Below are 25723 nucleotides of genomic sequence, written 5' to 3'. Positions count from 1 at the left end.
GTGTTTGCCAATATCGAAGTCATCATACCGGCTTCTTTCCGAATACCTTGATGTATTCCTCGACGCCGCCCTTGGCCAAAGCCTTAGCCTGCTTTACCCAGTCTTCGCGGTCAATGCGACCGTGGAAGCTGAGATAACCGTCGACCCATTCGCGCTCGGCCTTCTTCCAGGCAGCGACCTGCTTGAAGGTGAAGACGCCCAGCTCATGCAGGGTTTCCTCGATCTTCGGGCCAACGCCGGAAATGAGCTTCAGATCGTCGACAGCTTCCGGACGCGCAATAGCAACCGGACGGTTCTTGTCATCGAGCTTGAATGCCTGCTTGGTGTCGACCGAAGCGGCCTTCTCGGCTGCTTTCGATACCTTGACATCCGAAGGCGTCTTGAGCGTCGGATCGGTTTCAGGTGCGTTGGTTACCGGCTTTGCAGCATTGGACGGAGCGACGTTCTTCGCTTCCTCGGCAGCTTTTGCAGCGGCTTCCGCCTTGGCCTTTGCTTCCGCTTCGGCCTTCGCCTTGGCTGCTGCGGCGTCGGATGCCTTGCGGGTTTCGAGACCGACCTTCTTGTAGTCCAGATCTTCGGTCAGGGCAGTCAGGCCGTTGATCGGCTCGGACGTCACGCGGTCTTCTTGCGGGCCCGGCTTGATCGTGTCGCCCTTGCCAGATTCGAAAGCATCGATGATCTCGGCAAGACGCTCCGGCGTCAGGTCTTCATAGGCGTCCTTGAAGATCATGACCATTGGCGCGTTGGCGCAAGCGCCCTGGCATTCCACTTCTTCCCACGACAGCGTTCCGTCAGCATTGAGCTCGAACGGGTCATGGCTGATCTTGTGGCGGCAGACATCCATCAGCGCTTCCGAACCACGCAACATGCATGGCGTGGTGCCGCAAACCTGAATGTGAGCGCGCGTGCCGACCGGCTTAAGCTGGAACTGCGTATAGAAAGTCGCAACTTCCAGAACGCGGATCAGCGGCATGTCGAGCATGGCTGCAACATGTTCAATGGCAGCTTTCGTGACCCAACCATCCTGCTCCTGCGCGCGCATGAGCAACGGAATAACAGCCGACTGCTGACGGCCTTCGGGGAATTTTGCGATCGTCTTGTGCGCCCAAGCCAGATTTTCCGCGTTGAACGCGAAAGCGGCTGGCTGGACGGCATCATCTGCGAGACGGCGAACGGACATCAGCGGTCAACCTCACCAAACACGATATCGAGCGAGCCAAGAATTGCCGACACGTCGGCCAGCATATGGCCGCGGCACAGGAAATCCATGGCTTGAAGATGGGCAAAGCCCGGAGCGCGCAGCTTGCAGCGATAAGGCTTGTTGGAGCCATCCGAAACGAGGAAGACGCCAAATTCGCCCTTCGGCGCTTCGACTGCTGCGTAAACTTCACCGGCAGGCACGTGATAGCCTTCCGTGTAAAGCTTGAAGTGATGGATGAGCGCTTCCATCGAGCGCTTCATCTCGCCGCGCTTCGGCGGCACAATCTTGTTGTCGGCATTGGAAACCGGACCGACACGTTCCTTGCCGAGAAGCAGGTCAACGCACTGGCGCATGATGCGCGCCGACTGGCGCATTTCTTCCATGCGGATCAGATAACGGTCATAGCAGTCGCCGTTCTTGCCGATTGGAATATCGAATTCCATTTCGTTGTAGCACTCATAAGGCTGCGACTTGCGCAGATCCCATGCAGCGCCCGAACCGCGTACCATGACGCCCGAGAAGCCCCACGCCCATGCATCTTCGAGCGAAACGACGCCGATATCGACGTTACGCTGCTTGAAAATACGGTTAGGCGTGATCAAATCGTCGAGGTTCTTAAGCGTGGTCGAGAGAAACGGATCAATCCAGTTGCCGATATCCTCAATGAGCTGATCAGGCAGATCCTGATGAACGCCACCCGGACGGAAGTAAGCTGCGTGCATACGAGCGCCACATGCGCGCTCATAGAACACCATCAGCTTTTCGCGCTCTTCAAAACCCCAGAGCGGCGGCGTCAGCGCACCAACGTCCATAGCCTGCGTGGTCACGTTCAGAATATGGTTCAGGATGCGGCCGATTTCCGAAAAAAGAACGCGGATCAGCTGGCCGCGCTTCGGCACATCGATACCCAGAAGGCGTTCGACGGCGAGCGCATAGGCGTGCTCCTGATTCATCGGCGCCACATAGTCGAGGCGGTCGAGATAAGGCAGAGCCTGAAGATAGGTCTTGGCTTCCATCAGCTTTTCGGTGCCGCGATGCAGCAGACCGATATGCGGATCGACGCGTTCGACGACTTCGCCGTCGAGCTCAAGCACCAGACGCAGCACGCCGTGCGCGGCAGGGTGCTGCGGACCGAAGTTGATATTAAAATTGCGGACCTGAGTCTCAGCCATGTTCAGCTTCCTGTTTGGCTGCAAGAGCCGCCAAGAACTCCTCGCCGGTCATCCGGTGGGTGTCATTGGCAAAATCGTAATTCGCAGGCTTGTTATCGATGAAGATTTCTTCAGCGAAATGGAATCGCTCCGGCTCGGCGAAAGCCTGCATCGAAACGACTGTCATTCCGTCTAGGACACCGCGCCAGAACAGCGACGATCCGCACTTCGAACAAAAGCGGCGCTCGCCCCACTCCGAGGAAGAGAAGGTCGACAGAGCAGCTTCGTTTTCGATCTCGACGGAATTACCGCAATTGACGGCCATGAAAGCACCGCCGGACCAACGCCGGCACATGCTGCAATGGCAGACATCCATTTCCATCTTGACCGGAGAAGCGGTGAATTTCACCTCTCCGCAAAGACATTGACCGTTCAATCTTTCGCCTGCGTCCATGAGTGTGCCCTCAGTTCGCCTTGGCTTTCTCGTCGCCGGGCAGAACGTAGTCCGTTCCTTCCCATGGCGAGAGGAAGTCGAAGTTGCGGAATTCCTGACGGAGCTGCACAGGCTCGTAAACAACGCGCTTCAGCTCGTCGTTGTAACGAACCTCGACGAAACCGGTAAGCGGGAAGTCCTTGCGCAGCGGATGACCTTCGAAACCATAGTCGGTCAGGATACGGCGCAAATCCGGATGACCCGAGAACAGGATGCCATACATGTCGTAGGCCTCGCGCTCATACCATTCGGCACCGACGAAAACCGAAACGGCGGAAGGCACCAGCGTGTCTTCATCAGCCTGAACCTTGATGCGGATGCGCTGGTTCTGACGCGGAGACATGAGCTGATACACAACATCGAAGCGCTTGGCGCGCTGCGGATAGTCGACGCCCGAAATATCCGTCAGGTTGACGAACTGGCACTGCACATCGTCGCGCAGGAAGGTCAGAACGCTGATGATGCTCGCAGCCGGAACCGAGAGCGCCAGCTCGCCATAGGCAAGCTTCGCCTCTTCGATCGCGTCACCGAGGCGTTCCTTGATGTAACCGGAAAGTTCACCGAGAGCTTCTTCGCTCATTTGCCTAACTTCCTTCTTTAGAACTCACACCGCGCTTGCCCTTGGGAGCCCTTGCGGGGATGGCAGGCAGTCGAACCCTAACAAAACTGTTTTGCACCAACCGGTCGAACCGGATTAGCGCTCAATCGTACCCGTGCGACGGATTTTCTTCTGCAGCATAAGAATGCCGTAAAGCAGGGCTTCAGCGGTTGGCGGGCAACCCGGAACATAGATGTCGACCGGAACCACGCGATCACAGCCACGCACCACCGAATAGGAATAGTGGTAGTAGCCGCCACCATTGGCGCAGGAACCCATCGAGATAACGTAACGCGGCTCAGGCATCTGGTCGTAGACCTTGCGCAGAGCGGGCGCCATCTTGTTGGTCAGCGTGCCTGCAACGATCATGACGTCGGACTGACGCGGTGATGCACGCGGGGCAATACCAAAACGTTCGGCGTCATAACGCGGCATGGAAATGTGCATCATTTCCACGGCGCAGCATGCGAGACCAAAGGTCATCCACATCAGCGAGCCGGTACGCGCCCAGGTGATCAGAGCGTCAGCGGACGTGACGATGAACCCCTTGTCGGAAAGCTCGCTGTTCAGATCGTTGAAGAATGCATCGTCGGAACCGACAGGCTTGCCCGTGCGCGGGTCAAGAATGCCCTTCGGCTGCGGAGCCACGAGCGTTGTGTTGGCTGTGGTCAATCCCATTCCAGCGCTCCCTTCTTCCATTCATAAATGAAGCCGATGGTCAGAACGCCAAGGAACACCATCATCGACGCAAAGCCGAACCAGCCGATTTCACCAAAGGACACAGCCCATGGGAAAAGGAAGGCGACTTCCAGATCGAAGATGATGAAGAGAATCGACACCAGATAGAAACGGATGTCGAACTTCATACGGGCGTCATCGAAGGCATTGAAGCCGCACTCGTAAGCTGAAAGCTTTTCGGGGTCGGGCTGTCTGTAGGCGACAAGAAACGGCGCAACCAAAAGGGCTACACCAATTACCATCGCTATGCCGAGAAAGATGACGATCGGCAGGTAGGAACTTAAAAGCTCGTTCATGGTCCTTTATCCGGCTTGAATACGAGGCTGCGCCGCCTGTCATAAGCTTTTTGGGGCTGACGACCATGCGACACATTGCATCTGTTGCAACCTCGTCGCCCCAAGCAGCTTCAAAAGGCATGCCGTGCGAACTAAGCGCTTTTCGCCGGGACGGTTATCGCAGCGCGTACGCAAGCGCAACCCCTCCGACACGATCTATTGGGCAAAGACGAGCCAAGATGCTTAACAAGCCATGGCATGAAGCCCGCTTATCCCACTGAAAACCCGTATAACATGAAAAGATCATAATTTCGTGAGGAAAAGTCGCACGGTCTTCCCCGATTGGCAATCGCCGGGAGAATCAATTGCCTGCGACTTGGGAATGAAAGTTGGGGGTTTCGGCGCTCGCTTTAAAATCAACTCATGGAGCAGCGGAAGCCGCCGCCCCGACCAGCCTGCCCGGCAGATAAAGCACAAGCGATGCGGCCCCCTTGATCGCCGAAGCGCCGTCCGCCAACACCGCCTGACCCGCCGTCCTGTTCTCCCGTCCGTTCAAAGCGCCCAGCGACAAAGTGCCGTCACTGACCAGAGCCATAAGCGATGGCGAGGAGGCAAAGACATTATGCGCGCCACCATCCAAGTCGGTCGCGTCTATCACAGCGATTCCATATTTCTGGAGTGTCGGAATGCTGGTGCCGTCCCCTACCCGCGCATGACCGCCGGTGATGAAGGATGAGACGCCAAGTGCGCGATCGCTGCGCGATGTCATCACAGCCGTCGGACGCGGCATGGGATCGATATCCCTGACCTGCTTTTCAAAGACGTCGAGATCGATGTCCGGCGCAGCAAGCAACAAGGCACTGATGCGCCGCAGCACATTCTTTTGACCGCGCAAAGACAGGGTTCTCAAGGCTTCCATGGTAACAAAGCCGCCCATGGAGTGCCCGACAAGAACGATACGCTCCGCCTTGCTGCGGGCGACAAGTTCCAGCAATCGCGCCAGACCGTCCCTCGCGAAGTCCGCGCTGTCGCGATCATAGACATAAAGGCCGAGATCGCCGCCAGACGGCCAGGCATATTCGACCGCGACCGATTTCATCTTGTAATCATGGACGAATTGCGCCGTGCGGAATGTGCTATCGGCAAAATTATTGTTGTAGCCATGCACGAAGATCAGGATTTCCTTGTCCTTCGGTCCCTGCTTCGCAAGGGCGGCATTCAATTGAGCGAGAAACTGCTCTGCATTGTCATAGGGCTGGAACGCCGTGGCAGCGAAATTTTTGGCGGGATCTGGCTTATAACCGGTCGACTCAACCTGTCCTTTGACATGTGCCGCCGGAATACCGACATCGACCTGGGCAAAATTCAGCACTTCCGAGCGCTTTGAATTGTAAGGCTGTGAGAAATTATCCGAACGCTGGCGGCTGGTCGCAACATAGATCGGAACCACTGCCACCGGCTTCCCCGGCTTGACGATGGCCGCTTCGGCAGCCGCGACCGACTGCGGGCTGGAATGCGGCCCATGCCACAGCACGGCGCGGGGTGCGGCACACCCGGCAAGAATCAAAAACGTTGCAAGCACACCAAGAAAAGCGTGTCGGGTCATCGTCGCAGCGATCCGCTCCTGTCATCCGATTTCACGAGATTGAAAGCAGGAAATTCGCTCCATGGCAATGCATCGGCAGGCAGTTGGCTTATCGCCTGCCTAAACTGCTCCGATGAGCCGATGGCCCTGACACTGAAAATTCCGTTCGCATTTGTAGGCAAAGTTGGAATGGAAAGGGCCCAAATGCTGGAAGCTTTGCGAAGCCATGCCTTCAGATCGCAATCGCTCCGGTTATCATGAAACGCATAATCGACCGAAGCAGCGCAAGGAGGTCACGCATGAGCCATTATCTGCTCGCCAGCGGCGATCTTCTCGTCATTGCCGCGATCATTCTGTCGGTCGCCTATCTGTCCTGGAAGCAGTTTTCCAAATAACAGGCGCGTCGCTCGACAATGCACCTGCGGCCCAACAATTCCATGAAGATTCTTTGATAAGAAGGCGCTGTGGGAAGATAACGCGGTGGGCGCCACTTTCGTGTCAACGTTCAATCTATCGATTTGTTGAGAGGAAAGTGGCGCGAGTGACGGGGCTCGAACCCGCGACCTCCGGCGTGACAGGCCGGCACTCTAACCAACTGAGCTACACCCGCGCATTTCTCGGCAACCTTGCGGCTGCATCGCACCGGCGTTTCCGTCCGGTGTGAGCGGTCGTTTAAGGGGTTCTCGAACAAGTGTCAAGCGCGTGTTTGGAGAAGAATTGCGATATTGGGAAAATCATTCACAGGACGCTTCAACGTCCCTTCACGATCAGCAATTCTGGCTTGAAAAGAAGCGTAAACGCGGTGGGCGCCACTTTCGTGTCAACGTTCAATCTATCGATTTGTTGAGAGGAAAGTGGCGCGAGTGACGGGGCTCGAACCCGCGACCTCCGGCGTGACAGGCCGGCACTCTAACCAACTGAGCTACACCCGCGCATTTCTCGGCAACCTTGCGGCTGCGTCGCACCGGCGTTTCCGTCCGGTGTGAGCGGTCGTTTAAGGGGTTCTCGAACAAGTGTCAAGCAAGGGTCACACAGAAAGAATAAGAATTTTCGATTTTACTCCCAAACACCTGATTTCCGGGCGTTTCCCAGGTGTTTTCCGGACATTTCAATGACATCAAACTTATCCACAAGCCCTGCCAAACCGCCGGAATCAAACTGCTTTTCAGAATCACCCTCACCCCAACGGCGCATTCCCGGTAAAAGCGCAAAGCGGGTTCATGCAGGACTATGCGCCAGAACCATTGGATAGAGTATCGACCTGATTCATTCAGACCGAAAGGTGTTCCAACCGGCCGACTGCTTTCTCATAGTTTAAGCCCAAGTTCCGATTGTCTCTTGATTTAATACCAACCGGTTGGTATTGTTTATATAGGAGCACAAACATGGCACGCAAACAAAACCCATTGACCCGGACCAATCTGCTCGATGCAGCCTTGAGCGTTATTCGCGCCAAAGGCTACGCCGCGACGACAGTCGATGACATCTGCGCCAGGGCATCCTTGTCGAAAGGCGCTTTCTTTCATCATTTTTCCAGCAAGGAAGATCTGGCGGTTGCTGCAGCGAATTACTGGTCGGAAATGACGGGCGCTTTCTTTGCGGATGCCCCCTATCATGCTCCGGAAGACCCGCTTGAGCGCATCAAGGCCTATGTCGCATTGCGCAGACAACTGATTCAAGGCGCCCTGCCCGATTTCACTTGTCTTGTCGGCACCATGGCGCAGGAGGTCTACGAAACCAATTCCGTGATCCGGGACGCATGTTGGGACAGCATATCGGGCCATGCGGACACGCTGGTTCCAGACATTTCAGCCGCTATGGAGCGCTATCAGGTTGCGGGAGAGTTTACCGCTGAAAGCCTCGCCATTCACACCCAGGCGGTTATTCAGGGTGCCTTTATCATCGCCAAGGCAAGCGGCGACCCGCTTCGTGCGGTCGAAAGTATCGACCATCTTCAGCGATATATAAGCCTGCTCTTCAACCGGCCTGTCCAAACCCAATGAACTGAAAACGGACAAAGGGAGGAAACCATGTCCAGCACTATTCGCCTGCACCGTGTATTCGCCGCCAAACCTGAGAAGGTCTACCGGGCATTCGTCGAGCCGGACGCAGTAGCAAGCTGGCTGCCGCCATATGGCTTCACATGCACCGTCCACGAGCTGGACGCGAAGGTGGGCGGCAAGCACAGGATGTCGTTCCGAAACTTCACGACGGGGCACAGTCATTCTTTCGGCGGCAAATATGTTGAACTCGTGCCGGCAGAACGTCTGGTTTACACGGATAGTTTCGACGATCCGAACCTGCCGGGTGAAATGAAAGTCACGATAACCCTGAAAGCGGTTTCGGTCGGAACGGAAATCAACATTGAGCAGCAGGGTGTACCCGATATGATTCCAGCCGAGGCCTGCTATCTCGGCTGGCAGGAATGCCTGGAAAAACTGAAAAAGCTCGTCGAGCCCGAAATCAACCAGGAATGCTGATCTGACTATGACGCAGGGCCTGTTGCTAGCCCTGCGTCATCGATCCGGCAATCTCTAAGCGATCTGAGGCTGCCTCACCGAAGAGAGGTGACGAACCACAACCGGCACCAGTAGCAGCAGTCCCACAATCGACGAATAAATCTCTGGAGCCACCAGAAGGATCGCTGCAACAATCATCAGGACATTTTCCCAGACCTTGGTTCTGACCAGGAGGAACCCTGACAACGCAGCCCCCAGAGCGGTGATGCCTATGGCACAGCCGAGAAACGCCACGAAGAAATCCGGCCAGTTGAAGTCAGATGTCACCAGCAGGAGCGACGGGGAGAACACGAAAACAAATGGCACAAGCACCTTGCCGAGACCAAGCCGGAACGCCGTGTTGCCGGTCTTGAACGGATCAGCGCCTGCCATGCCTGCCGCCGCATAGGCGGCAAGCGCAACGGGCGGCGTGATATCCGCCAGCACGCCGTAATAAAATACGAAGAAATGGGCAACGATCGGCTCGACGCCGAGCAATCCCAGCGCAGGTGCGGCAATCGTCGCCATGATGATATAGTTGGCTGTCGTCGGAATTCCGCAACCCATCAGAATGCAGACGATACCCGTCATGATGAGCGTGAACAGCAGCGTCAGTGTCTGCGGGCCAAACCAGGCTGCGGGCACAATGGTTCCGAAATAGGTGGCCAGCTCTCCCGCAGTCGATGTCACGATATAGGAAATCTTGAAGCCGACACCGGTAAGCGTCACCACGCCGACAATAATGCCGACAGTCGCCGCCGCCGCACCAACGGCAAGCGCGTATTTTGCACCGTCACGCAGCCCGTCAAGAATCTCACCCACCGACATGCGCTTGCGCGGATTGAGCAACCCAACCGCAATACACAGCGTGATGCCCCAGAATGCAGCCATATAAGGTGTATAACCTGACAACAGGACACCGATCAGTACGACCAGCGGAATGACGGTCGGCCAGTCACGCTTGAAGGCTTCCTTCAGGTCGGGCAGCTCTTCCTTCGTCATGCCGCGCAATCCGTTGCGCTTGGCTTCGAAATGCACCTGCATCAGAACGCCGAAGAAATGCATGAAGGCCGGTACGATGGCCGCCAGAATGATCGTCGTATAAGGCAGGTTCAGGAATTCGATCATCAGGAATGCGGCAGCGCCCATGATTGGCGGCGTGATCTGCCCGCCCGTCGACGATGCCGATTCCACGGCGGCGGCAAAGTGGCGTTTATAACCGAGACGGATCATCGCGGGAATCGTCAGCGAACCGACGGTCACCGTATTGGCCACAGACGAGCCCGAAATCATACCGAACAGCGCAGAACCGAAAATGGAGACTTTTGCCGGGCCGCCTGCAAAACGGCCGGCTACCCAGGCCGCACAATCCAGAAACAGTTGTCCGAGACCGATACGGGTCGCAAAAACCCCGAACAGCACGAAATGGAAGACGTAGGTCGCAACCACACCGAGCGCGATACCGTAGATGCCCTGCGTCGTCAGATAGAGATGGTCTACGAGCTGACTGACCGTTGCGCCGGGATGCACGAGAATCCCCGGCATATGCCGCCCATAAATGGCATAGAGCATGAACAGGATGGATATGATCGGCAGCGGCCAGCCGACTGACCGTCGTGTCGCTTCCAGAAGAACGACGATGAGAAGGCCACCGAGAACGACGTCGGTTGTTGTCGGATTCCCGACGCGGAAAGCCAGATCGTCGAGCGGGATCATGGGAACATGCGCGACGGCCACAACCGCAATGATTGCCAAAGCCCAGTCAATGACGGAAATACCGAGCGGCCTCAACCATGACGATGTGGAGGGCTGGTCATACCCCTTGCGGGAAAACGGGAATACGAGGAAGACCAGACCGAGCACGAATGAAAGGTGAATGCCGCGATGCACCATTTCCGACAGAAGGCCAAAGCCCGCCGTGTAGTAGTGGAAGAGCGAAAGTATGATCAGCAATGCACCGACGATACGAGCGGCGAGCGGCGCCAGCGGGCGAAACCTGATCTCGGAATCGAACTTCTCTTCCAGCTCGCGCGCCTTGGCTTCATCCAGTTCCATGGGCGACAGCTTCGCCTCTTGCTCGCTCATACTGGCCTCTCCATTCAGAACGCAGTTGATCCATTTGAATCGAAGAACGCTCTAACCACTTGTTTTGAAAAACTTATATGCCTGAAAGATGCTTTGCACCGGACTGGAAACAAGTGCACGGAGCTCGATCAGAAACTCCGTGCAGTTATGTTTATTCGGACCAGCCTGGCGGCTTATTTCAGAACGCCAGCTTCCTTGTAGAAACGCTCGGCACCGGGATGCAGCGGTATACCGAGACTGGTCGTTGCCGTATCAAGCTTGATGAGCTTGCCTTTTGCGTGCCCGGCATCGAGGGCTTTTCTGCTGTCGTCGTTAAACAGAGTTTTGGTGATATTGTAGACGAGTTCATCCGGCTGCTTGGCGTTCGTCACCCATTGTGCCGCGACCGCGAGCGTCTCCGTTTGACCGACGTCCTTGTAGGTATCAGCCGGCACTGCGTCCTTCGAGAAGAACGAGTATTTTTCCAGAATTTTCTGCGCTTCCGGGCCGGAAATCGGAACCAGTGAAATGCCATTCGATGTGGCCAGTTCCGAGATCGCGCCGGTCGGATATCCACCGACGAAGAAATAAGCATCGAGAGCACCATCTTTCAGACGCTCTCCCGCCGGGCCGGGTTTCAAATGTTCAGCTTTGACGTCGCTTTCGCTCAATCCATATGCTTCCAACACGATACGAGCATCGACGATCGTGCCTGAACCCGGCTCATCGATGGAAACACGCTTGCCCTTGAGATCGGCAACGGATTTGATTCCCGAATCCTTACGAGCGACCAGGTGGATTGTTTCAGGATAAAGCGTAGCGATGAGACGCAGATCCTCGACCTTGCCCTTGCCATCATAAAGACCGGTACCCGTATGCGCCCAATAGGCAACGTCCGATTGGGTGAAACCCGATTCCAGCGATCCAGACTGAATGGCATTGATGTTGGCGACAGAACCGTTCGATGAAACCGCCGTCGCCACCAGACCCGGAACGCCTTTATCTCCGGCTCCGGAAATCGCATTCGCGATCAACCCGCCTATCGGATAATAGGTGCCCGCCGTTCCTCCGGTGCCGATGCGGAAGAAGGCCGGGGCCTGCGCCAAAGCAATGCTGGCTCCGACCGCAACAATCCCTGCAAACGCAGCAACCACACCACGCCGGGTGAACTTTCCCATTGTCATAACTGCTCTCCGTTCCCTGATTGATTTTGTTTAAATTGTGTCACGGAGCATGGAAAGGCGCACGCGGCTTGTCAAGCGCCCCTCCCAACATTGTTTAGTGCCCGACTCAAAATTGCAGCCTTGCGATGCGGCGTGTCATACGTCTGATTGACGAGATGAACATCCACGCCTCTGACGATGCGATAGAGGCTTCCCAATCTTTAGCCAGCCGACGGCAACGATTAAGCCAGGCGAAGGTTCGCTCAACGATCCACCGCCTGGGCAGAATTACAAAGCCTTTGGCCTGATCGGAGCGTTTGACGATTTCAATAGCCAGTGCTTCGATATGTGCCACAGCAGTTGTCAGCTTTTCGCCAGCATATCCGCCATCGGCAAAGAGTTTCCTCACCGTGGGGTGGTTTTGGCAGGCGCGCTCGATCAGATCGTGCGCACCGTCGCGGTCCTGAACATCCGCGCCATGCACGATGCCTTCCAACATGTTGCCGACCATATCGGTTACGATATGGCGCTTGCGCCCTTTGATCTTTTTGCCTGCATCATAGCCGCGCGGACCACCAGCTTCTGTCGTCTTCACCGACTGGCTATCGATAATGGCTGCCGTCGGCTCCGCCTTGCGGCCTTCGGACAGCCGTGTCACCGCAACCAGCATTTCATTGATAAGATCGAGCAAGCCGCTGTCGCGCATCCGGTAGAAATGGTACTGCACTGTCGTGAACGGCGGGAATTCCTTCGGCAACAGCGCCCATTGGCAGCCTGTTGTCGCCATATACTGGATCGCATTCCACAATGTACGTGGATCATGCTCGCGCGGACGTCCGACCTTGCTCATCGGCTGCAAAAGCGGCGCGACGACAGACCATTCATCGTCGGTGCAGTCGCTTGCATAGCGTAAGCCTCGTCTGCCATAGTCGCGACGGGCGGTTTCAGTCCAGGCCATGTGATCCTCCGTAGTCTTGGTAAACCACAGAGAATCATAAACAACTGAAATCGCTCAACTTAATTTTCGGTTAGGCTCTTAGGCCTGCTGCCAAACAGTAATTGAATTCAATATTCCGAAATAACCGGAAATAAAAACTAAACAACATAAAGATACCATATAGAGAAAATCCAAATTAAACTGAAACTATAATTATAATTACTAAATACAACAAAACTCCCGTTAAAAATCCAGTTATATCTGCATAAAGTGACTTGAAACCATAGAATTTGTCGCTATCTTGGTTTTATGGCGTGTGCTGCGTGCGCCCAGGGACTACCCTGAATACGGAGACTGTTTTTAACCGTTTCTGTCAGGGAGCTGCCATGGCTGGTCGCATTCAAAATACTATACGCAATTTTCTTGATAGTGAGTCGTCTGGCGGCCTGTTGCTCATAGCGTCCGCTATAGCGGCATTGGTAGTAGCCAACTCACAACTTTCCGAAACCTATTTCGGCGCCCTTCATGCTTATCTTGGACCGCTTTCCGTCCAGCATTGGGTCAATGATGCGCTGATGGCCGTGTTCTTTCTGATGGTCGGGCTGGAGATCAAGCGTGAGATGGTCGATGGTCATCTTTCGTCGTGGCCGCGCCGTATTCTGCCGGGCGTAGCGGCTGCGGCAGGCATGGCGGTGCCCGCTATGGTCTATCTTTCCTTCAATCTCAATAACGGCGCTTCCCATGGCTGGGCAATCCCCGCTGCAACCGATATCGCATTCGCGCTCGGCGTTATTTCGTTGCTGGGGCCGCGGGTTCCGACATCGCTGAAGGTATTTCTTGCAGCTCTTGCCATCATCGACGACCTCGGCGCGGTGATCATCATCGGGCTATTCTATACAAGCGGCGTTTCAGTGATGGATCTGGGTCTGGCTGCAGCCGTCTTCGCGGCCCTGCTCATTTTGAATCTCACCGGCGTGAAGCGGCTGACTCCCTACCTGCTACTGGGCCTGGCACTGTGGTTTTTCACCTACCGCTCGGGCGTTCACGCGACCATCGCAGGTGTTCTGCTGGCGCTTACCATTCCGATCAAACGCACACCCGCCAAGCCAGAGGCAACAACCTCCGAAAGCCCGTTGCATCTGCTTGAACATAGCCTGATCAAGCCTGTTTCCTTCATCATCGTGCCGATATTCGGCTTTGCCAATGCGGGCGTCAGCTTTTCCGGCCTTGGCATGGATGCTCTCTTAGCGCCGGTGACCATGGGCGTTGCCGCCGGTCTGGCCATTGGCAAGCTCGTCGGAATTTTCGGTGCAGTGCTGTTACTTGTGAAAAGCGGAATCGTTGATTTGCCTGCCGGGGCAAGCTGGACACAGATGCTGGGAACGACACTTCTGTGCGGCATCGGGTTCACCATGAGCCTGTTTATCTCGCTCCTCGCTTTCAACGATACATTGCTGCAGAACGAAGCGAAGATTGGAATATTGATCGGCTCGCTCATCGCCGGACTTGCCGGTTTCATCGTCCTGCGCTTTGCCAAACGAGCGGATGGGCGAAACTTCAGCCGGTAAGCCGGATTGCACCAAACATATGCGTTTTTCGCATGCGAAGGATGCCCGAATATCAATTGTTCGGGCATCCTTTCGTTAAGCCAACACACTTATTGATGACAAACTAGTGGTCTGATTCCAACATTTGCATCCATCGGTTCAAGCGCTGAGCAAATGTTGGAATCTAAAAGACCACTAGCAAGTATATGTATCTAGTGGATTTTTCGAATTTGACGTTTGAAACAGTATATGTGTCAGCCGGGATTCAAACGTCAAATTCAATCCACTAGACAACCAGCTCGCGCTCGCTACATACGCTATTACTTAAATAAACACTGCAGATTTCCAGCACCATAAGCAGATTATAAGGAGGTCATTGTGACCGTATTGAATGCTATCATAGACTTCCTGAATACAATCTTCTGGAGCTACATTCTCCTTTATGGCCTGATTGCAGTGGGGCTGTATTTTACATTTCGTCTTGGCTTCATACAGTTCAGGCATTTTCCGGAATTCTTCCGGACGGTCATGCATGCGCCAGCGAACGACACCAGCGGCATCACACCCTTTCAGGCACTTTGCACCAGCCTCGCATCGCGTGTTGGCACCGGAAATCTCGCAGGCGTGGCCGTCGCGCTGTTTCTGGGCGGTCCGGGAGCCCTGTTCTGGATGTGGGTTGTTGCGGCGGTGGGTATGGCGACTGCCTATTCCGAAAGTGCCCTGGCACAACTCTATAAAATCCGAGACCACAACGGGCAGTATCGCGGTGGCCCGGCCTTCTACATCTCGCGCGGGCTGAATGCGCCGTGGGCGGGCGCAATCTTCTCGATTTGTCTCATCATCGCGTTCGGTCTCGTTTTCAACGCGGTTCAGGCGAATTCCATCGCCGATGCCATGCAGGGGGCATTCGGCATCGAAAAGATCTGGGTTGGCATCGCACTTGCTGTCCTGACCGGCATCGTCATCTTCGGCGGTATTCGCCAGATTGCACAGGTTGCCGAATATGTCGTGCCTTTCATGGCCGTGGCCTATCTGGGCATGGCCCTTTATGTTGTTCTTACAAATATTACTGTCGTTCCGACGGTAATCGCTCTCATCGTCAAGAGCGCCTTTGGCATTGAACAGACGGCGGGTGGCGTTGCAGGCGCCATGCTCAACGGCGTCAAGCGCGGCCTGTTTTCCAACGAAGCAGGCATGGGGTCGGCGCCGAACATCGCGGCCGTTGCCACGCCCTCGCCTCACCATCCATCCAGCCAGGGCTTCGTACAGGCGCTTGGCGTATTCATCGACACGATCCTGATCTGCACAGCCACAGGCATCATGATCCTGCTATCAGGTGTCATGACGCCCGGTTCCGAACTGACCGGAACCCCGCTGACACAGGAAGCAATGGTGGTACATATCGGAGAAGCCGGTCGCTATTTCATTGCAATTGCAATCTTCTTCTTCGCCTTCACATCGATCATCGGCAATTATGCCTATTCGGAAAATGCGATGGTTTTCCTGAAGCTCGACAACCGGGGCACGATCAGCACGCTGCGCGCCGCCGTTCTGATAATGGTGATCTGGGGAGCCTATACGACTGTCGCTGTCGTGTTCAACATGGCGGACGCCGCGATGGGCTTGATGGCATCGGTCAATCTGATAGCAATTTTGCTGCTATCCGGAACCGTCGTCAAAATGACCAAGGACTATTTCAATCAGAAGAAGTCAGGCGAACCGCGCTTCGATCCCGATGCTTTTCCAGAATTGAAGGGCAAAATTGACCATTCGATATGGGCGGAAAAGTAACATCGCAATCGATGTCAGCTCATATTTTATGAGGACAGCATCACTCGTTCACCAGAGCGTTTTTGCGCAATCACGGACATATCCGGCTGGCTCCTGATAACCGCCCGAATCTGATTTTCATCCATGAGGCTGAGTGCGGTTGCCCAGGCATCCGCTCTCGCCGCATCGCGGGTCACGACGGTCAAGCGGCGATAAAGGGCCGCTGAAAATCCCGTCTTTGGATTGAGCAAATGGTTGAAGCGTCCGGATTCTTCGAACTGGAAGCCGGTAAAGCTGGATGTTGCGAGCGCCTGGTCGCGGATATCGACGTGTTCTTCGGTAGCAGCCCCCGCTTCCAGATCGGCAATGCCGATGCGCCATGCCGTGCCGTCCGGCCGTGAACCAAGCGCGCGATACTCTCCCATATCGATGAGCGCATGTTTCACCCCTTCCCTTTGCAACAATGCCGTCACACAGTCGGTAACGTAGCCCTGCGCAATGCCGTTTAGCGTCAGAGACATTGATGGCTTTGAGAAAGCAATGCGATTTTCATCGAAAAGAACGTGACCAAATCCTACCTTTGCCAGCGCTTCGTCCCAAAGCTGTCGCGATGGTCCTTCAGGCGAAGGAAGCTCCTGCGAAAAATGCTGTTTCAAGCAGTTCCAAAGCGGCTGCACCGTCGGATCGAAAAGGCCGTCGCTTGCCTGCCAGCATTCATGGCAGATGCGCAAGACCTCGACCAGATCAGGCGAAGGCGATGCCAGCGCCCCGCTGCGATTAAGTTTGGCGAGTTCTGAATCTGCGCGATAAAGGCTGAAGATGTTCTCCAGTCTTTCCGCCTCTCGAGCAGCTTCACGGAGCAACCGTTCGGCGATCGAATGATCGGGATGATAGAGTATGATCTTGGCAGGCGCTCCCATCGCCTGCCCGCGCCATAGGATCGGCTCGGGAAGGTCGAGTGAAGCTGCCTGTTTTGGAATGGCGCAAAGCATTACGCCAGCCGCACCACCTGCGAGCACAAGCCTGCGACTGACACGCTGCCTGCCGTCAATGGGCATGGCTCTCGGCTCCAAGGTCGGTGGTGCGTACGGACTGGTCGCCGAGAACGTAATCCTCCGGTATCTCGGCGAAAGTACTAATACGTCCACCCTTTTCCGCGACGAACTTCTCTGCTGCTTCCCGTGTCGAAAACGGTACGGCCTCCTGTGCCCCCATTCCGCCAACTGCAGCACTTTCAATGACGAAAAAGGCCTTGCGCGCATCGACCCAGTTTTCAGCGCCCGGCTCTTCCCAGCTTGGCGCTTTCGCCATGTCCGAAACGTAGATCGCTGCGATCCCCTTCGGCTCCTCCGGCAGCATCGTGAAAGCAAGCGTATCGCGAGCCGAAGAGAACCATACCGCCTCATTTGCCGGCTCGAGAATGATCTGGCCCTTGGGGCCTGGGTGTTCCAGCACATTCATCCCGCAATAGCGGCCCATGGCGCTTTCCGTCAGCGCGAAAGGCGCCATGACCGCATCTTTCTTTTCATCCGGAGAACATCCGGCCAGCAGAACCAGAAACAGGGGAGCAAGAAACAGAGCGCGTTTCATAATTCTTTCCTCGAAAAAACCAGCATCGAAAGGGACAGCGGCAGCGTGACCCAGAGACCGAGCGCTAGTGTCAGCGCTGGAGCAGACAGCGTGGCGTTACCGGCTATGCCGCCCATACCGGTCAGAGAACCGGCTTGTCCGAGACCGAAATTGAGAAGCCTGTAGGAATCGGCAGGGTTGAGCAGAAGCAGACCGTTGAGCATGCCGCCGCCAATGATGCTGCCCTGATCGAAAACCAGCAGGGCAAGCAGCGCTGCGTCGTAGATCAGCACGAAGAACAGCCAGACGCCGATGGCGATGCCTGCTGCCGTGCTCCGCTCCCGCACCAGCGTGCTTGCAAGAAAACCGATAGCAATGAACACCGCTCCCAGCAGGATCGACGATATAATGAGTTTCAGCAGCGACAGCCAGCTTCCCGCATCCACACCGGATCCGGTAACGATCAGCGCCACCGCCGCCGCGCCGTAGCCGAACAAGGTCGCGAAGGCGAGAATGGCGAGCTGGCCGATAAACTTCCCGAAAACCAACTGGACCCGGCTTATCGGGTAACTCAGGAGCAGCAGCATCGTGCCGCGTTCCATTTCGCCGACGATCGCGTCATGCGAGATGAGCAGCGCAATGAGCGGAATGAGGAAGATAGTCAGACTGGAGAGGCTGACAATCACAACGTCCAGTCTGCTTGCGGCAACCGAACTGCCCGTGGGCGCGCTGCCGAGAAAAGTCATGCTTAGGGCCAATGCCGCAAGCAGCAGCGTGGTCGCCAGAACCCAGCGATTGCGCAGGCCTTCCTGAATTTCCTTGGAAGCAATGATGAGAATATTGTTCATTGCGCTGCCTCCGCGCGAGCCGCTTCTCCGGCGTTGAGAAAATGGGCGTAAAGCTCGTCCAGCGTCGGTGGAACGAGATCGAGTTCCATGAGATTGTCGTTGAGGGCCACGATATCGCGGACAAGCGCCATTTTGCCTTCCACCGGTGCTTCCGTTTCGAAGAGATCAGCGCCGAGACGATGCCAGCGCAATGCAGCATTGGCGGTTGTCGAAGGCAGACGAGAGACATCAGGTGTCTGCACCCGTATGCGAAGCGGCAGTTGTGAAATCCGGCGCAACGCATCGATGGAGCCATCGGCAATGATCTTGCCTTTGTTCGCGATGATGACGCGCCCGACTTTGGTTTCCAGTTCGGTCAAGGCATGGGACGACATGAGAATTGTCGTGCCTTTGCTCCGCAACTCCTCAAGGACTTCATAGAAGCTCTGGCGCAATGCCGGATCGAGACCGGTCGTCGGTTCATCGAGCAGCAGAACGGATGGTTGTCCGAGCAATGCCTGAGCAAGCCCCAGTCGCTGGCGCATCCCTTTCGAATAGGTGCCAACCCGCCTGTTTGCAGCGTGGGCAAGACCGACGCGCTCCAGTAGCTCCACAGTCTGAGCAACAGGTATTCTCTTGAGCCGTGCATAGAAGCCGAGCGTTTCCGCTCCTGTCAGCGCCAGATTGAAGGAGACGTGTTCAGGCAGATAGCCAAGCCGCAATCTGGCGGCAAAGGCACCGGTCGCCGGGTCCTCGCCCAGCACGCGAACCGCGCCCTTGGTAGGGCGGATCAACCCGAGCATGAGCTTTATCATCGTCGTTTTTCCAGCGCCATTGTGGCCGACGAGCGCAATGCTTTCCCCAGCGTGAAGGCTGAAACTTGCATCACTGATGGCGTTGAACCCGCCATAGGACTTTGTGACCTGATCAAGAATGACAGTCTCAGTCATTTGGTTTTCCTTTCGCCGGATCGGCCGGATACGGCGGCTTCATAAGGGGATGGCTATCGACCACACCGCCCGGCAGAAGTGCCGGGAACTGGGTCTGGGCCCAGCGGATTGTCTCGATTGCCGGACTATTGATGAGAATTTTTGCCTGTGGCGCAGTCCACAAAACCTTGTCGATCAGATCATTGGGTCGGTAAGGGCTGTCCGCGATACCGTCGCCATTGAGATCGAAGGCCGGATTGTCGCTCCAGTAATTGCCGCGTCCATTGACCGACCAGTCGAGGCTGCGCGTGCCGACATATTTCACCTGATTGCGGTTGTTGATGAAGGCGTTGCCGCTCATGGCATTGCCTTCCGAGCCGGCTGTGAAGTGAATGCCGATGCTGCAGTTCTCGAAACTGTTCTCGGTGAACTTGTTCTTGTTGGCATTGTAAATGAAGACGCATTTTTCCGGACCGAGCCGCGCGGTCTCGCCCGCCAGCGTCTCGGTCTTGTCTTCTGTCGGAAGACCGTGCTCAGCCTTCTGAACACCGGCATCCAGCCAGCGATCTATCGGCTGCATACGTCCGATCACGCGATTGCCGGAAATGACAGAGCTGTTGGCATAATTGAGCAACAAGCCATGATCCCGGTCGCCGTCGGACAGATTATCCAGCACCTTGAGGCGGTTGGTGTACATGATCGCGAAACCGACCGAATTGTTGCGCGAAACATTGCCGATAACCTGACTGTCATCCGTATACATGTAATGGACGGCGAACCGGACATCCTCCATCACATTGTCGCGGAAGATGTTCTTGCGGCTGGCATTGGTATAGATGCCGTCGCGTCCGTAACGGATGGCGTTGCCGACAACCTGCGCACCAGGCGCATTCCAGACGGAAACACCACTGCCGGTCTGTGCCATGCGCACGCCTCGACGGCCAATGATCTCATTACCGCTTGCGATGGAGTTTGCAGCGCCGTGCAAATAAATCCCGTAGAGGTTATCGATAAGACGATTGTTCTCGATCCGTGCGCCCGTGGCGGTTTTGGCCACGAAAATTCCGGAATTGAGGTCCGGCATGTTTTCGCCCGAACCCCGCACTTCCAGCCCGCGCACGATAGCGTCCGGCGCGTTGACCGTTATGGCATTGCCTGAGCCCAATCCGTCCAGAACGGCACCGGACTCACCAATCAGTTCAATGGCGCGGTCGATTGTGACCGCGCCATTGTGTTTGCCTTTCAGAAGCCGGACGACATCGCCCGGCTCCGCTTTGTCGATAGCCGCCTGTACGCCTTCGCCTGCCACGACATCGATTTGCCGTGCCTGCAAACCGTCGCAGAAAACGACGGTAAGCAGCATTGCGGCACCTAAGGACTGAAACCGGCGGGGGAACATCATGGTAATCAGGCCTTCTTCGGTTCCACGAGCATCCGGCCCTTCATCTCCATGTGCATCGCATGGCAGAACCACGAGCAGTAATACCACCACACACCTGGCTTGTTGGCCGTGAAGGTGACGGACGCGGTCGCTTGCGGCGCAATCTCCATGTTGACGCCGTAGTTGATGATGGCAAAACCGTGCGTGAGATCCTCGATCTCGTCGATGTTGGTAACGTACACGGTCACCTCATCACCCTGCTGCACGTTGAATTCGGTGAGACCGAATGCAGGCGCGGCAGACGTCATGTAAACGCGCACCTTGTTGCCATCCCGGATCACCTCGTTGGCGTCCATCAGATCGAGGCCGTCGGCCTTTGCCTGAGTGACGGCGTCGGCAAAAAATGGATCCTCGCGGCTCCAGAAATTGACGGGGTTGATCTTCGAGCGATGAACTATCGTTGCATCGTGCGGTTCGGCAAAACTTGGTCCGTCATGGACAATCGCCATCTTCTCACCGGAAATATCGATGAGCTGGTCATTTTCAGGCTTGAGCGGCCCGACATTGAGATAGCGGTCCTTGGAGAACTTGTTGAGCGAGATCAGCCACTGACCGTCAGCGTCCTTGGTTTGGCCCATGGAAGTGTGGTTGTGACCCGGCTGATAATGCACATCGAGTTTCTGCCGGATCGGATCGACCTTCTCACCCTTGAAGGCTCGCTTGGCGTCCTCGATGTTCCATTTGCAGATCTGGCTGTCGATGAAGAGCGTCGTATAAGCGTTGCCCTTGCCGTCATATGCCGTATGCAGTGGCCCAAGTCCGAGTTCCGGTTCGGCAACCACAGCATCGCGAGGCTGGATCTTGTCGTCGAAAAGCTCGTCGAACTTGCGGACGTCGAACACCGTAACGGTCGGCGACAGCTTGCCGTTGGCGACCACATGGATGCCGTCTGGCGCGGTGTTGATGCCATGCGGGCTGTTCGGCACAGGAATGTAACGGGTATATTTGGAACCGTGGCGACCATCGATGACCGGCACGCCGTTTATTTCCTTGAAATCACCCTTGGCAACGGCCTCTTCGATGCGCTTCAGGTTGAAGATGACGATCCAGTCCTGCTCGCTCGACATCATTTCGGCAAGCGTCGTGCCTTCCTCCGAATTGTAGCAGGTGGCAAAAGCGTACTTGCCCTGATAGTCGCAATCCACGTTGTCGAGATTGCCGTCAACCATGATCTGCCAGGCAACCTTCATGGTCTCGCCGTCAACGGCTGTGAAGATTGCATGATATTGTTTGGTGTCGTTCAGATTGCTGCCGTCATTCGGGATTGGCGCGCGATCTTCACCATTGCAGAAGACATATCCGGTTTTCGGATATTTCTGGACACGCAAACCGTGCACTGTGTGCTGGTTCGGCAACTGAATGATCTTGTCGCATTTCATCACGTCAAGACGGATGCGGCAGACACGCGTATTGGCCTTGTCGTTGGCATAGAGATAACGCCCGTCATAGGTGCCATCCGTGAAGGACGGATGCGGGTGATGCAAGTCGCCGTTCAGGAATATGCCGCCACGATCCTTGAGGAACTCGCGATCCTGCGGCAGAAGGCCTTCCGTCAGCACCTTCAGGCTTTCGTTGGTCTGGCCCCAGCCGGTCGCGCTATCGCGATTGAAGACCGGAATGCGCATCAGTTCGCGCATCGATGGCAGGCCGACGATGCGGACCTCACCACATTGGCCACTGGAAAAGAAGACGTAATATTCGTCCAGCTCTCCGGGCTTCACCTCAGCACTGTTGCCAGTGCCCTTTGCACCACCAGCAGCCAAAGCCGGTTCAGTGGAACCTGCAAGCAGCGCGCCACCCAGGCCGCTTGCACCGGCAGCAGCCACAAAGGCCGACGTGCCGAGCAACTGTCTTCGACTAAGCTGCGTTTTCTTGATTTCTTCAGACATGCTTCTCTCCTTTAGAAAAGTCAGGCAGCAGGACCGGTATCGGCAGCGCCTTCAACCGGTTTTCCTTTGACTGAGATGACGGGTCTGGCCGGTCCACCGCCACGTTCGGCAGCCGCTGCGAGGGGGGCATTGCGGGCTGCGAATTTTTCACGCTTCACACGCACCTGGATCATGTGCGGGCAGCGCTGGTCGTCGTGATAGAGTTCCTGACAATGCATGCAGTAGATGCATTCATTGACGTTGATCTGGCCTTCGGGATGGATCGCCTCGACCGGACATTCCTTGGCGCAACGGTGGCAAGGCGACCCGCATTCCGGCCAACGCTTCAGCCATTCGAACATGCGGATGCGTCCGGGAATGGCGAGTGCAGCGCCGAGCGGGCACAGGTAGCGGCAATAGAAGCGCTCTATGAACAGGCCGACGGTCAAAAGTGTCAGGGCATAAATGACGAACGGCCAGTCACGCGCGAATTTGAGAATTATCGAGGTCTTGAACGGCTCGACTTCCGCGAACACTTCAGCCAGCGCGACTGAATAGAGCGACAAACCAAACAGGCCGAGGAAGATTATATATTTGAGCGGCCAAAGGCGTTCGTGCAGTCCCCATGGCAGCTTGACCTGCGGAACCTTCAGCCATTGGGCGAGATTGTTGGTGAGCTCCTGCAGGGCACCAAACGGGCACAGCCAGCCACAGAATGGTCCACGACCCCAGAACAACAGCCCCGCCGCCACCGATGCCCACAGAATGAAGATCAGCGGCGATGTGAGGAAGAACTCCCAGTTAAAGCCCGTAATCAACGAATTGATGAAGGTCAGAACATTGACGACCGACAATTGCGCATTGCTGTAGAAGCCAAGCCAGACCAGAATGAACAGAAGATAGCTGCGCCGCAGCCATGTGAAGAAGCGCGGATGCCTGACCAGACTGTTCTGGAAGAAGAAGATGCCGACGAGAACTGCGATGGCGAAACCGGTGATGACCACATTGACGCGATTCATCTCCCACATCCGGACCCAGAGCGGATTGCCCTCACCCAGAATATCGGCAGCATTTGCTTCGCCGACCGGCTGCGGCTGACGTGGCGCTTCGGCAGTCGATACAGGTTGTGCGGGTGCAGGTTCCGGCAGCTTCGCCAGATATTTTTCCGGCAAATTGTAACCGAGATCATAGCTGATATTGGCTTTGTCCCGCGCCCCGAAACCACGCTGCACCAAGAGCTGCAGATCCCATGGTTCCGTCACATCAAAGGCAAACCCGTCCGGCACCTGGAATAGAGCGATCTCGCGCAGACGCGGCGCACCGTCAGCCATGATGTCGCCGATACGGGTGTGGTTCTTGTCGCGGAAGCGTACGCCCTGCCCGTCCTGCATCAATTCGATGCGGTCAAAGATGCCACCGCGCACATATCCGGACCCCTTGAAGGAATAGGCTCCGTCGCCCGCAACCAGAATCGCCTCATGCCCCGGCTTCAGCCGCTTTTGTAGGCGCTCGTAACCATCCTTGCCGAGCAGGCTGATGCCGATCGTCGGTACGGAAACCGGCGCAACGTAAAGCTCGATGAATTCATCTTCGGGATTGGCTGTTTCGGGATTTTCGGCGGCGCGATCATGCTTTGCGTCACGGAATGCCTGTGTGACATCGCCAACCGACAGTTTCAGGCTGCGAACCGAGCCGTCGCCGATCAGCGTCTGCCAGTCCTGCTCGTCACGGAGCTGTAAATCGACCACGCGCTGCACATTGGCTGTGACAGCCTGCACAGGCGCATTGCCGAGCCGCCCGCTGCGGATAAGTCCAACGGCCGAGCGGACGATACTGTCTCCCATCACAAGCACGGTGACAGTGGCACCGCTGACGATTTCCACCTGCGGCGGCTTGTTCTGGCCAGCGGCAACAGCGCTCATGTCGCTATCGACCAGCGAGTTCAGCGCGGCCACGACCTTGGCTTCGGGAATGCCGATCAGTACAATCGGCTCTTTGTGATCGACCAGCCTTATGCCGCGTATGACACCCTTGGTATCAATAGCGACAACGATATGAATCGGCTTGCCGGAATAACCGACGGAACTGGTGAAGTCCGAATTCAGGTAAGCATAACCGATCACCTCGCCGCGCTTCATCAGCGGTGCTATTGGCGGCTCGCCTTGTGGCTTGCCTATAGCGTCGGCCTCTTTGAAGAGCGCGCTTGCCTCAACTTTTGGAAGGTATTTCTCCAGATCAGCGGCAGATGCCGTGGTCGTCCAGCAAAGTGCCAGAACCAGCGCAGTCAGAGCGACGAGCCTGACGACTTCCAGTAAAAATGAAAATGGTTGACTGACGCTTGGAAAATTCTGCTCCGGGAATCGATAACCCGGAGCAACCACACGGCCCAATAATGCTATTTTCACGTCCAACCTTCGTCTGCCCAGCGAATAATTGCGAGCATATCTTTCGGTTGGAAATTAGCGGATCAGGCAAAGAGTTCATTGATTTGAAACAAATACAAGAAGAAACCGCTCAACATTATCAACGCCCGTCATTTGAGCGTCGCGGCCTTTCTATCCGCGCTGCGCGTTGTGCGTTTCATCGGACGGCTTCCAGATCCTATAACGGATTTCGAGGCCATCTTTCGCATAGATGACAATCGGAAGCCGACTGTTGTAGCGAAGCATGAAATCCTCGCCCCGAACCGGTACGAACGCGGTCCGCTTGCTATCCGGCGGACAAGCCATCAACGTGCCCGACATACGATCGCTTGCCGTCAGAGTGAAGTAGTCGAAACCCCAGCCCTCAATAGTAGTCGGGGTTAAACTTCCACCGAACCAACTGATGTTGCAGTCCACAGTTGCGTTGCGGCCTGCAATAATTTCAACTTTGGCGTCCTGTTCCTTCTCAAGCGGAGGAAGATGGATGACATAACGATAGGAGCCCGAAGGCGCTGCCGGGAAAGCTGCGAGGTTCTTTTCAGATTCGGTCTTGTCCTGAGCGCTCGCGCCATAGGGGATGCCGAAACTCACGGCGATCAGCGCCATCTGTAAGAAATGTCTGACTTTCATGTTCATGCTCTCATCT

At 55.9% G+C, this 25723-nt stretch carries 22 protein-coding genes and 2 tRNA genes; 4 read left to right on the top strand and 20 right to left on the bottom strand.

All coding sequences use genetic code 11. From position 1 onward, the window contains the following. Nucleotides 1-22 precede the first annotated feature (22 nt). The 9 genes from CQZ93_RS05180 to CQZ93_RS05140 all read right to left on the bottom strand — a co-directional run bounded on the left by CQZ93_RS05180 (nucleotide 23) and on the right by CQZ93_RS05140 (nucleotide 6973). Nucleotides 23-1180: an NADH-quinone oxidoreductase subunit E gene (locus CQZ93_RS05180; RefSeq protein WP_105541634.1), complete on the bottom strand. Its 1158-nt coding sequence runs from the start codon at nucleotides 1178-1180 to the stop codon at nucleotides 23-25. Then, on the bottom strand, nucleotides 1180-2373 hold the full coding sequence (locus CQZ93_RS05175; protein WP_105541633.1) for an NADH-quinone oxidoreductase subunit D: 1194 nt from the start codon (nucleotides 2371-2373) through the stop codon (nucleotides 1180-1182). Before CQZ93_RS05175 ends, CQZ93_RS05180 begins: the two co-directional genes overlap by 1 nt. After that, a complete protein-coding gene (locus tag CQZ93_RS05170; RefSeq protein ID WP_105541632.1) occupies nucleotides 2366-2806 on the bottom strand; it encodes a GFA family protein in 441 nt (146 codons plus the stop codon). Before CQZ93_RS05170 ends, CQZ93_RS05175 begins: the two co-directional genes overlap by 8 nt. A 10-nt stretch (nucleotides 2807-2816) precedes the next feature. Further along, on the bottom strand, nucleotides 2817-3425 hold the full coding sequence (locus CQZ93_RS05165) for an NADH-quinone oxidoreductase subunit C (protein ID WP_105541631.1): 609 nt from the start codon (nucleotides 3423-3425) through the stop codon (nucleotides 2817-2819). Between the two features lie 114 nt (nucleotides 3426-3539). Then, the gene (locus CQZ93_RS05160) at nucleotides 3540-4121 is read right to left on the bottom strand and encodes a NuoB/complex I 20 kDa subunit family protein (protein WP_010661172.1); all 582 of its coding nucleotides are present in this window, start codon (nucleotides 4119-4121) and stop codon (nucleotides 3540-3542) included. Further along, complete coding sequence (locus CQZ93_RS05155; RefSeq protein WP_006466588.1) at nucleotides 4112-4477, bottom strand: NADH-quinone oxidoreductase subunit A; 366 nt, start codon at nucleotides 4475-4477, stop codon at nucleotides 4112-4114. Before CQZ93_RS05155 ends, CQZ93_RS05160 begins: the two co-directional genes overlap by 10 nt. A 400-nt stretch (nucleotides 4478-4877) precedes the next feature. Next, nucleotides 4878-6062 carry an alpha/beta hydrolase gene (locus CQZ93_RS05150; RefSeq protein WP_105541630.1) on the bottom strand — a complete coding sequence of 395 codons (1185 nt, stop codon included), beginning with the start codon at nucleotides 6060-6062 and terminating at the stop codon, nucleotides 4878-4880. Between the two features lie 512 nt (nucleotides 6063-6574). Next, nucleotides 6575-6651 (bottom strand) — tRNA-Asp (locus CQZ93_RS05145). A gap of 245 nt (nucleotides 6652-6896) precedes the next feature. Continuing rightward, nucleotides 6897-6973, bottom strand: a tRNA-Asp gene (locus CQZ93_RS05140). 453 nt (nucleotides 6974-7426) lie between these two features. Between CQZ93_RS05140 and CQZ93_RS05135 the strand changes: the two genes are divergently transcribed. Continuing rightward, the gene (locus CQZ93_RS05135; protein WP_105541629.1) at nucleotides 7427-8044 is read left to right on the top strand and encodes a TetR/AcrR family transcriptional regulator; all 618 of its coding nucleotides are present in this window, start codon (nucleotides 7427-7429) and stop codon (nucleotides 8042-8044) included. 27 nt (nucleotides 8045-8071) lie between these two features. After that, the gene (locus CQZ93_RS05130) at nucleotides 8072-8521 is read left to right on the top strand and encodes an SRPBCC family protein (RefSeq protein ID WP_105541628.1); all 450 of its coding nucleotides are present in this window, start codon (nucleotides 8072-8074) and stop codon (nucleotides 8519-8521) included. A 54-nt stretch (nucleotides 8522-8575) separates the two neighbouring features. On the opposite strand, the gene CQZ93_RS05125 is transcribed toward CQZ93_RS05130, so the two are convergent. From CQZ93_RS05125 to CQZ93_RS05115, 3 genes are all read right to left on the bottom strand, one after another. Then, the gene (locus tag CQZ93_RS05125; protein ID WP_105541627.1) at nucleotides 8576-10624 is read right to left on the bottom strand and encodes a TRAP transporter permease; all 2049 of its coding nucleotides are present in this window, start codon (nucleotides 10622-10624) and stop codon (nucleotides 8576-8578) included. Nucleotides 10625-10797: 173 nt separating this feature from the next. Continuing rightward, nucleotides 10798-11787: a TAXI family TRAP transporter solute-binding subunit gene (locus CQZ93_RS05120; RefSeq protein WP_105541626.1), complete on the bottom strand. Its 990-nt coding sequence runs from the start codon at nucleotides 11785-11787 to the stop codon at nucleotides 10798-10800. Nucleotides 11788-11893: 106 nt separating this feature from the next. Beyond that, nucleotides 11894-12724 carry an IS5 family transposase gene (locus tag CQZ93_RS05115; RefSeq protein ID WP_105541625.1) on the bottom strand — a complete coding sequence of 277 codons (831 nt, stop codon included), beginning with the start codon at nucleotides 12722-12724 and terminating at the stop codon, nucleotides 11894-11896. Between the two features lie 365 nt (nucleotides 12725-13089). Here CQZ93_RS05115 and nhaA point away from each other — a divergent pair, with 365 nt between their 5' ends. Then, nucleotides 13090-14271, top strand: a complete 1182-nt coding sequence (gene nhaA / locus CQZ93_RS05110) for a Na+/H+ antiporter NhaA (RefSeq protein ID WP_105541624.1) — start codon at nucleotides 13090-13092, stop codon at nucleotides 14269-14271. A 366-nt stretch (nucleotides 14272-14637) separates the two neighbouring features. After that, nucleotides 14638-16041 (top strand): alanine/glycine:cation symporter family protein, encoded by a 1404-nt coding sequence (locus CQZ93_RS05100; RefSeq protein WP_105543184.1) that lies wholly within the window; start codon nucleotides 14638-14640, stop codon nucleotides 16039-16041. 26 nt (nucleotides 16042-16067) lie between these two features. Here CQZ93_RS05100 and CQZ93_RS05095 read toward each other — a convergent pair whose 3' ends face one another. The 8 genes from CQZ93_RS05095 to eco form a co-directional block, all read right to left on the bottom strand. Next, complete coding sequence (locus tag CQZ93_RS05095) at nucleotides 16068-17078, bottom strand: FAD:protein FMN transferase (RefSeq protein WP_105541623.1); 1011 nt, start codon at nucleotides 17076-17078, stop codon at nucleotides 16068-16070. After that, a complete protein-coding gene (locus CQZ93_RS05090; RefSeq protein ID WP_105541622.1) occupies nucleotides 17068-17610 on the bottom strand; it encodes a nitrous oxide reductase accessory protein NosL in 543 nt (180 codons plus the stop codon). Before CQZ93_RS05090 ends, CQZ93_RS05095 begins: the two co-directional genes overlap by 11 nt. Then, the gene (locus CQZ93_RS05085; protein ID WP_105541621.1) at nucleotides 17607-18437 is read right to left on the bottom strand and encodes a DUF2705 family protein; all 831 of its coding nucleotides are present in this window, start codon (nucleotides 18435-18437) and stop codon (nucleotides 17607-17609) included. Before CQZ93_RS05085 ends, CQZ93_RS05090 begins: the two co-directional genes overlap by 4 nt. Continuing rightward, nucleotides 18434-19366: an ABC transporter ATP-binding protein gene (locus tag CQZ93_RS05080; RefSeq protein ID WP_105541620.1), complete on the bottom strand. Its 933-nt coding sequence runs from the start codon at nucleotides 19364-19366 to the stop codon at nucleotides 18434-18436. The genes CQZ93_RS05085 and CQZ93_RS05080 overlap by 4 nt, the downstream gene beginning before the upstream one ends. Beyond that, entirely contained in the window at nucleotides 19359-20747 is a 1389-nt protein-coding gene (locus CQZ93_RS05075) for a nitrous oxide reductase family maturation protein NosD (protein WP_105541619.1), read from the bottom strand. Before CQZ93_RS05075 ends, CQZ93_RS05080 begins: the two co-directional genes overlap by 8 nt. A 5-nt stretch (nucleotides 20748-20752) precedes the next feature. Further along, entirely contained in the window at nucleotides 20753-22675 is a 1923-nt protein-coding gene (gene nosZ / locus CQZ93_RS05070) for a TAT-dependent nitrous-oxide reductase (RefSeq protein ID WP_105541618.1), read from the bottom strand. A 20-nt stretch (nucleotides 22676-22695) separates the two neighbouring features. Further along, a complete protein-coding gene (locus tag CQZ93_RS05065) occupies nucleotides 22696-24942 on the bottom strand; it encodes a regulatory protein NosR (RefSeq protein WP_105543183.1) in 2247 nt (748 codons plus the stop codon). Between the two features lie 267 nt (nucleotides 24943-25209). Continuing rightward, nucleotides 25210-25707 carry a serine protease inhibitor ecotin gene (eco, locus tag CQZ93_RS05060; RefSeq protein ID WP_286152148.1) on the bottom strand — a complete coding sequence of 166 codons (498 nt, stop codon included), beginning with the start codon at nucleotides 25705-25707 and terminating at the stop codon, nucleotides 25210-25212. Nucleotides 25708-25723: the final 16 nt, after the last annotated feature.

Origin of the sequence: Ochrobactrum vermis (assembly GCF_002975205.1) — a bacterium.
GTDB lineage: Bacteria > Pseudomonadota > Alphaproteobacteria > Rhizobiales > Rhizobiaceae > Brucella > Brucella vermis.
This window is presented reverse-complemented; position numbering and strand designations above follow the sequence as displayed.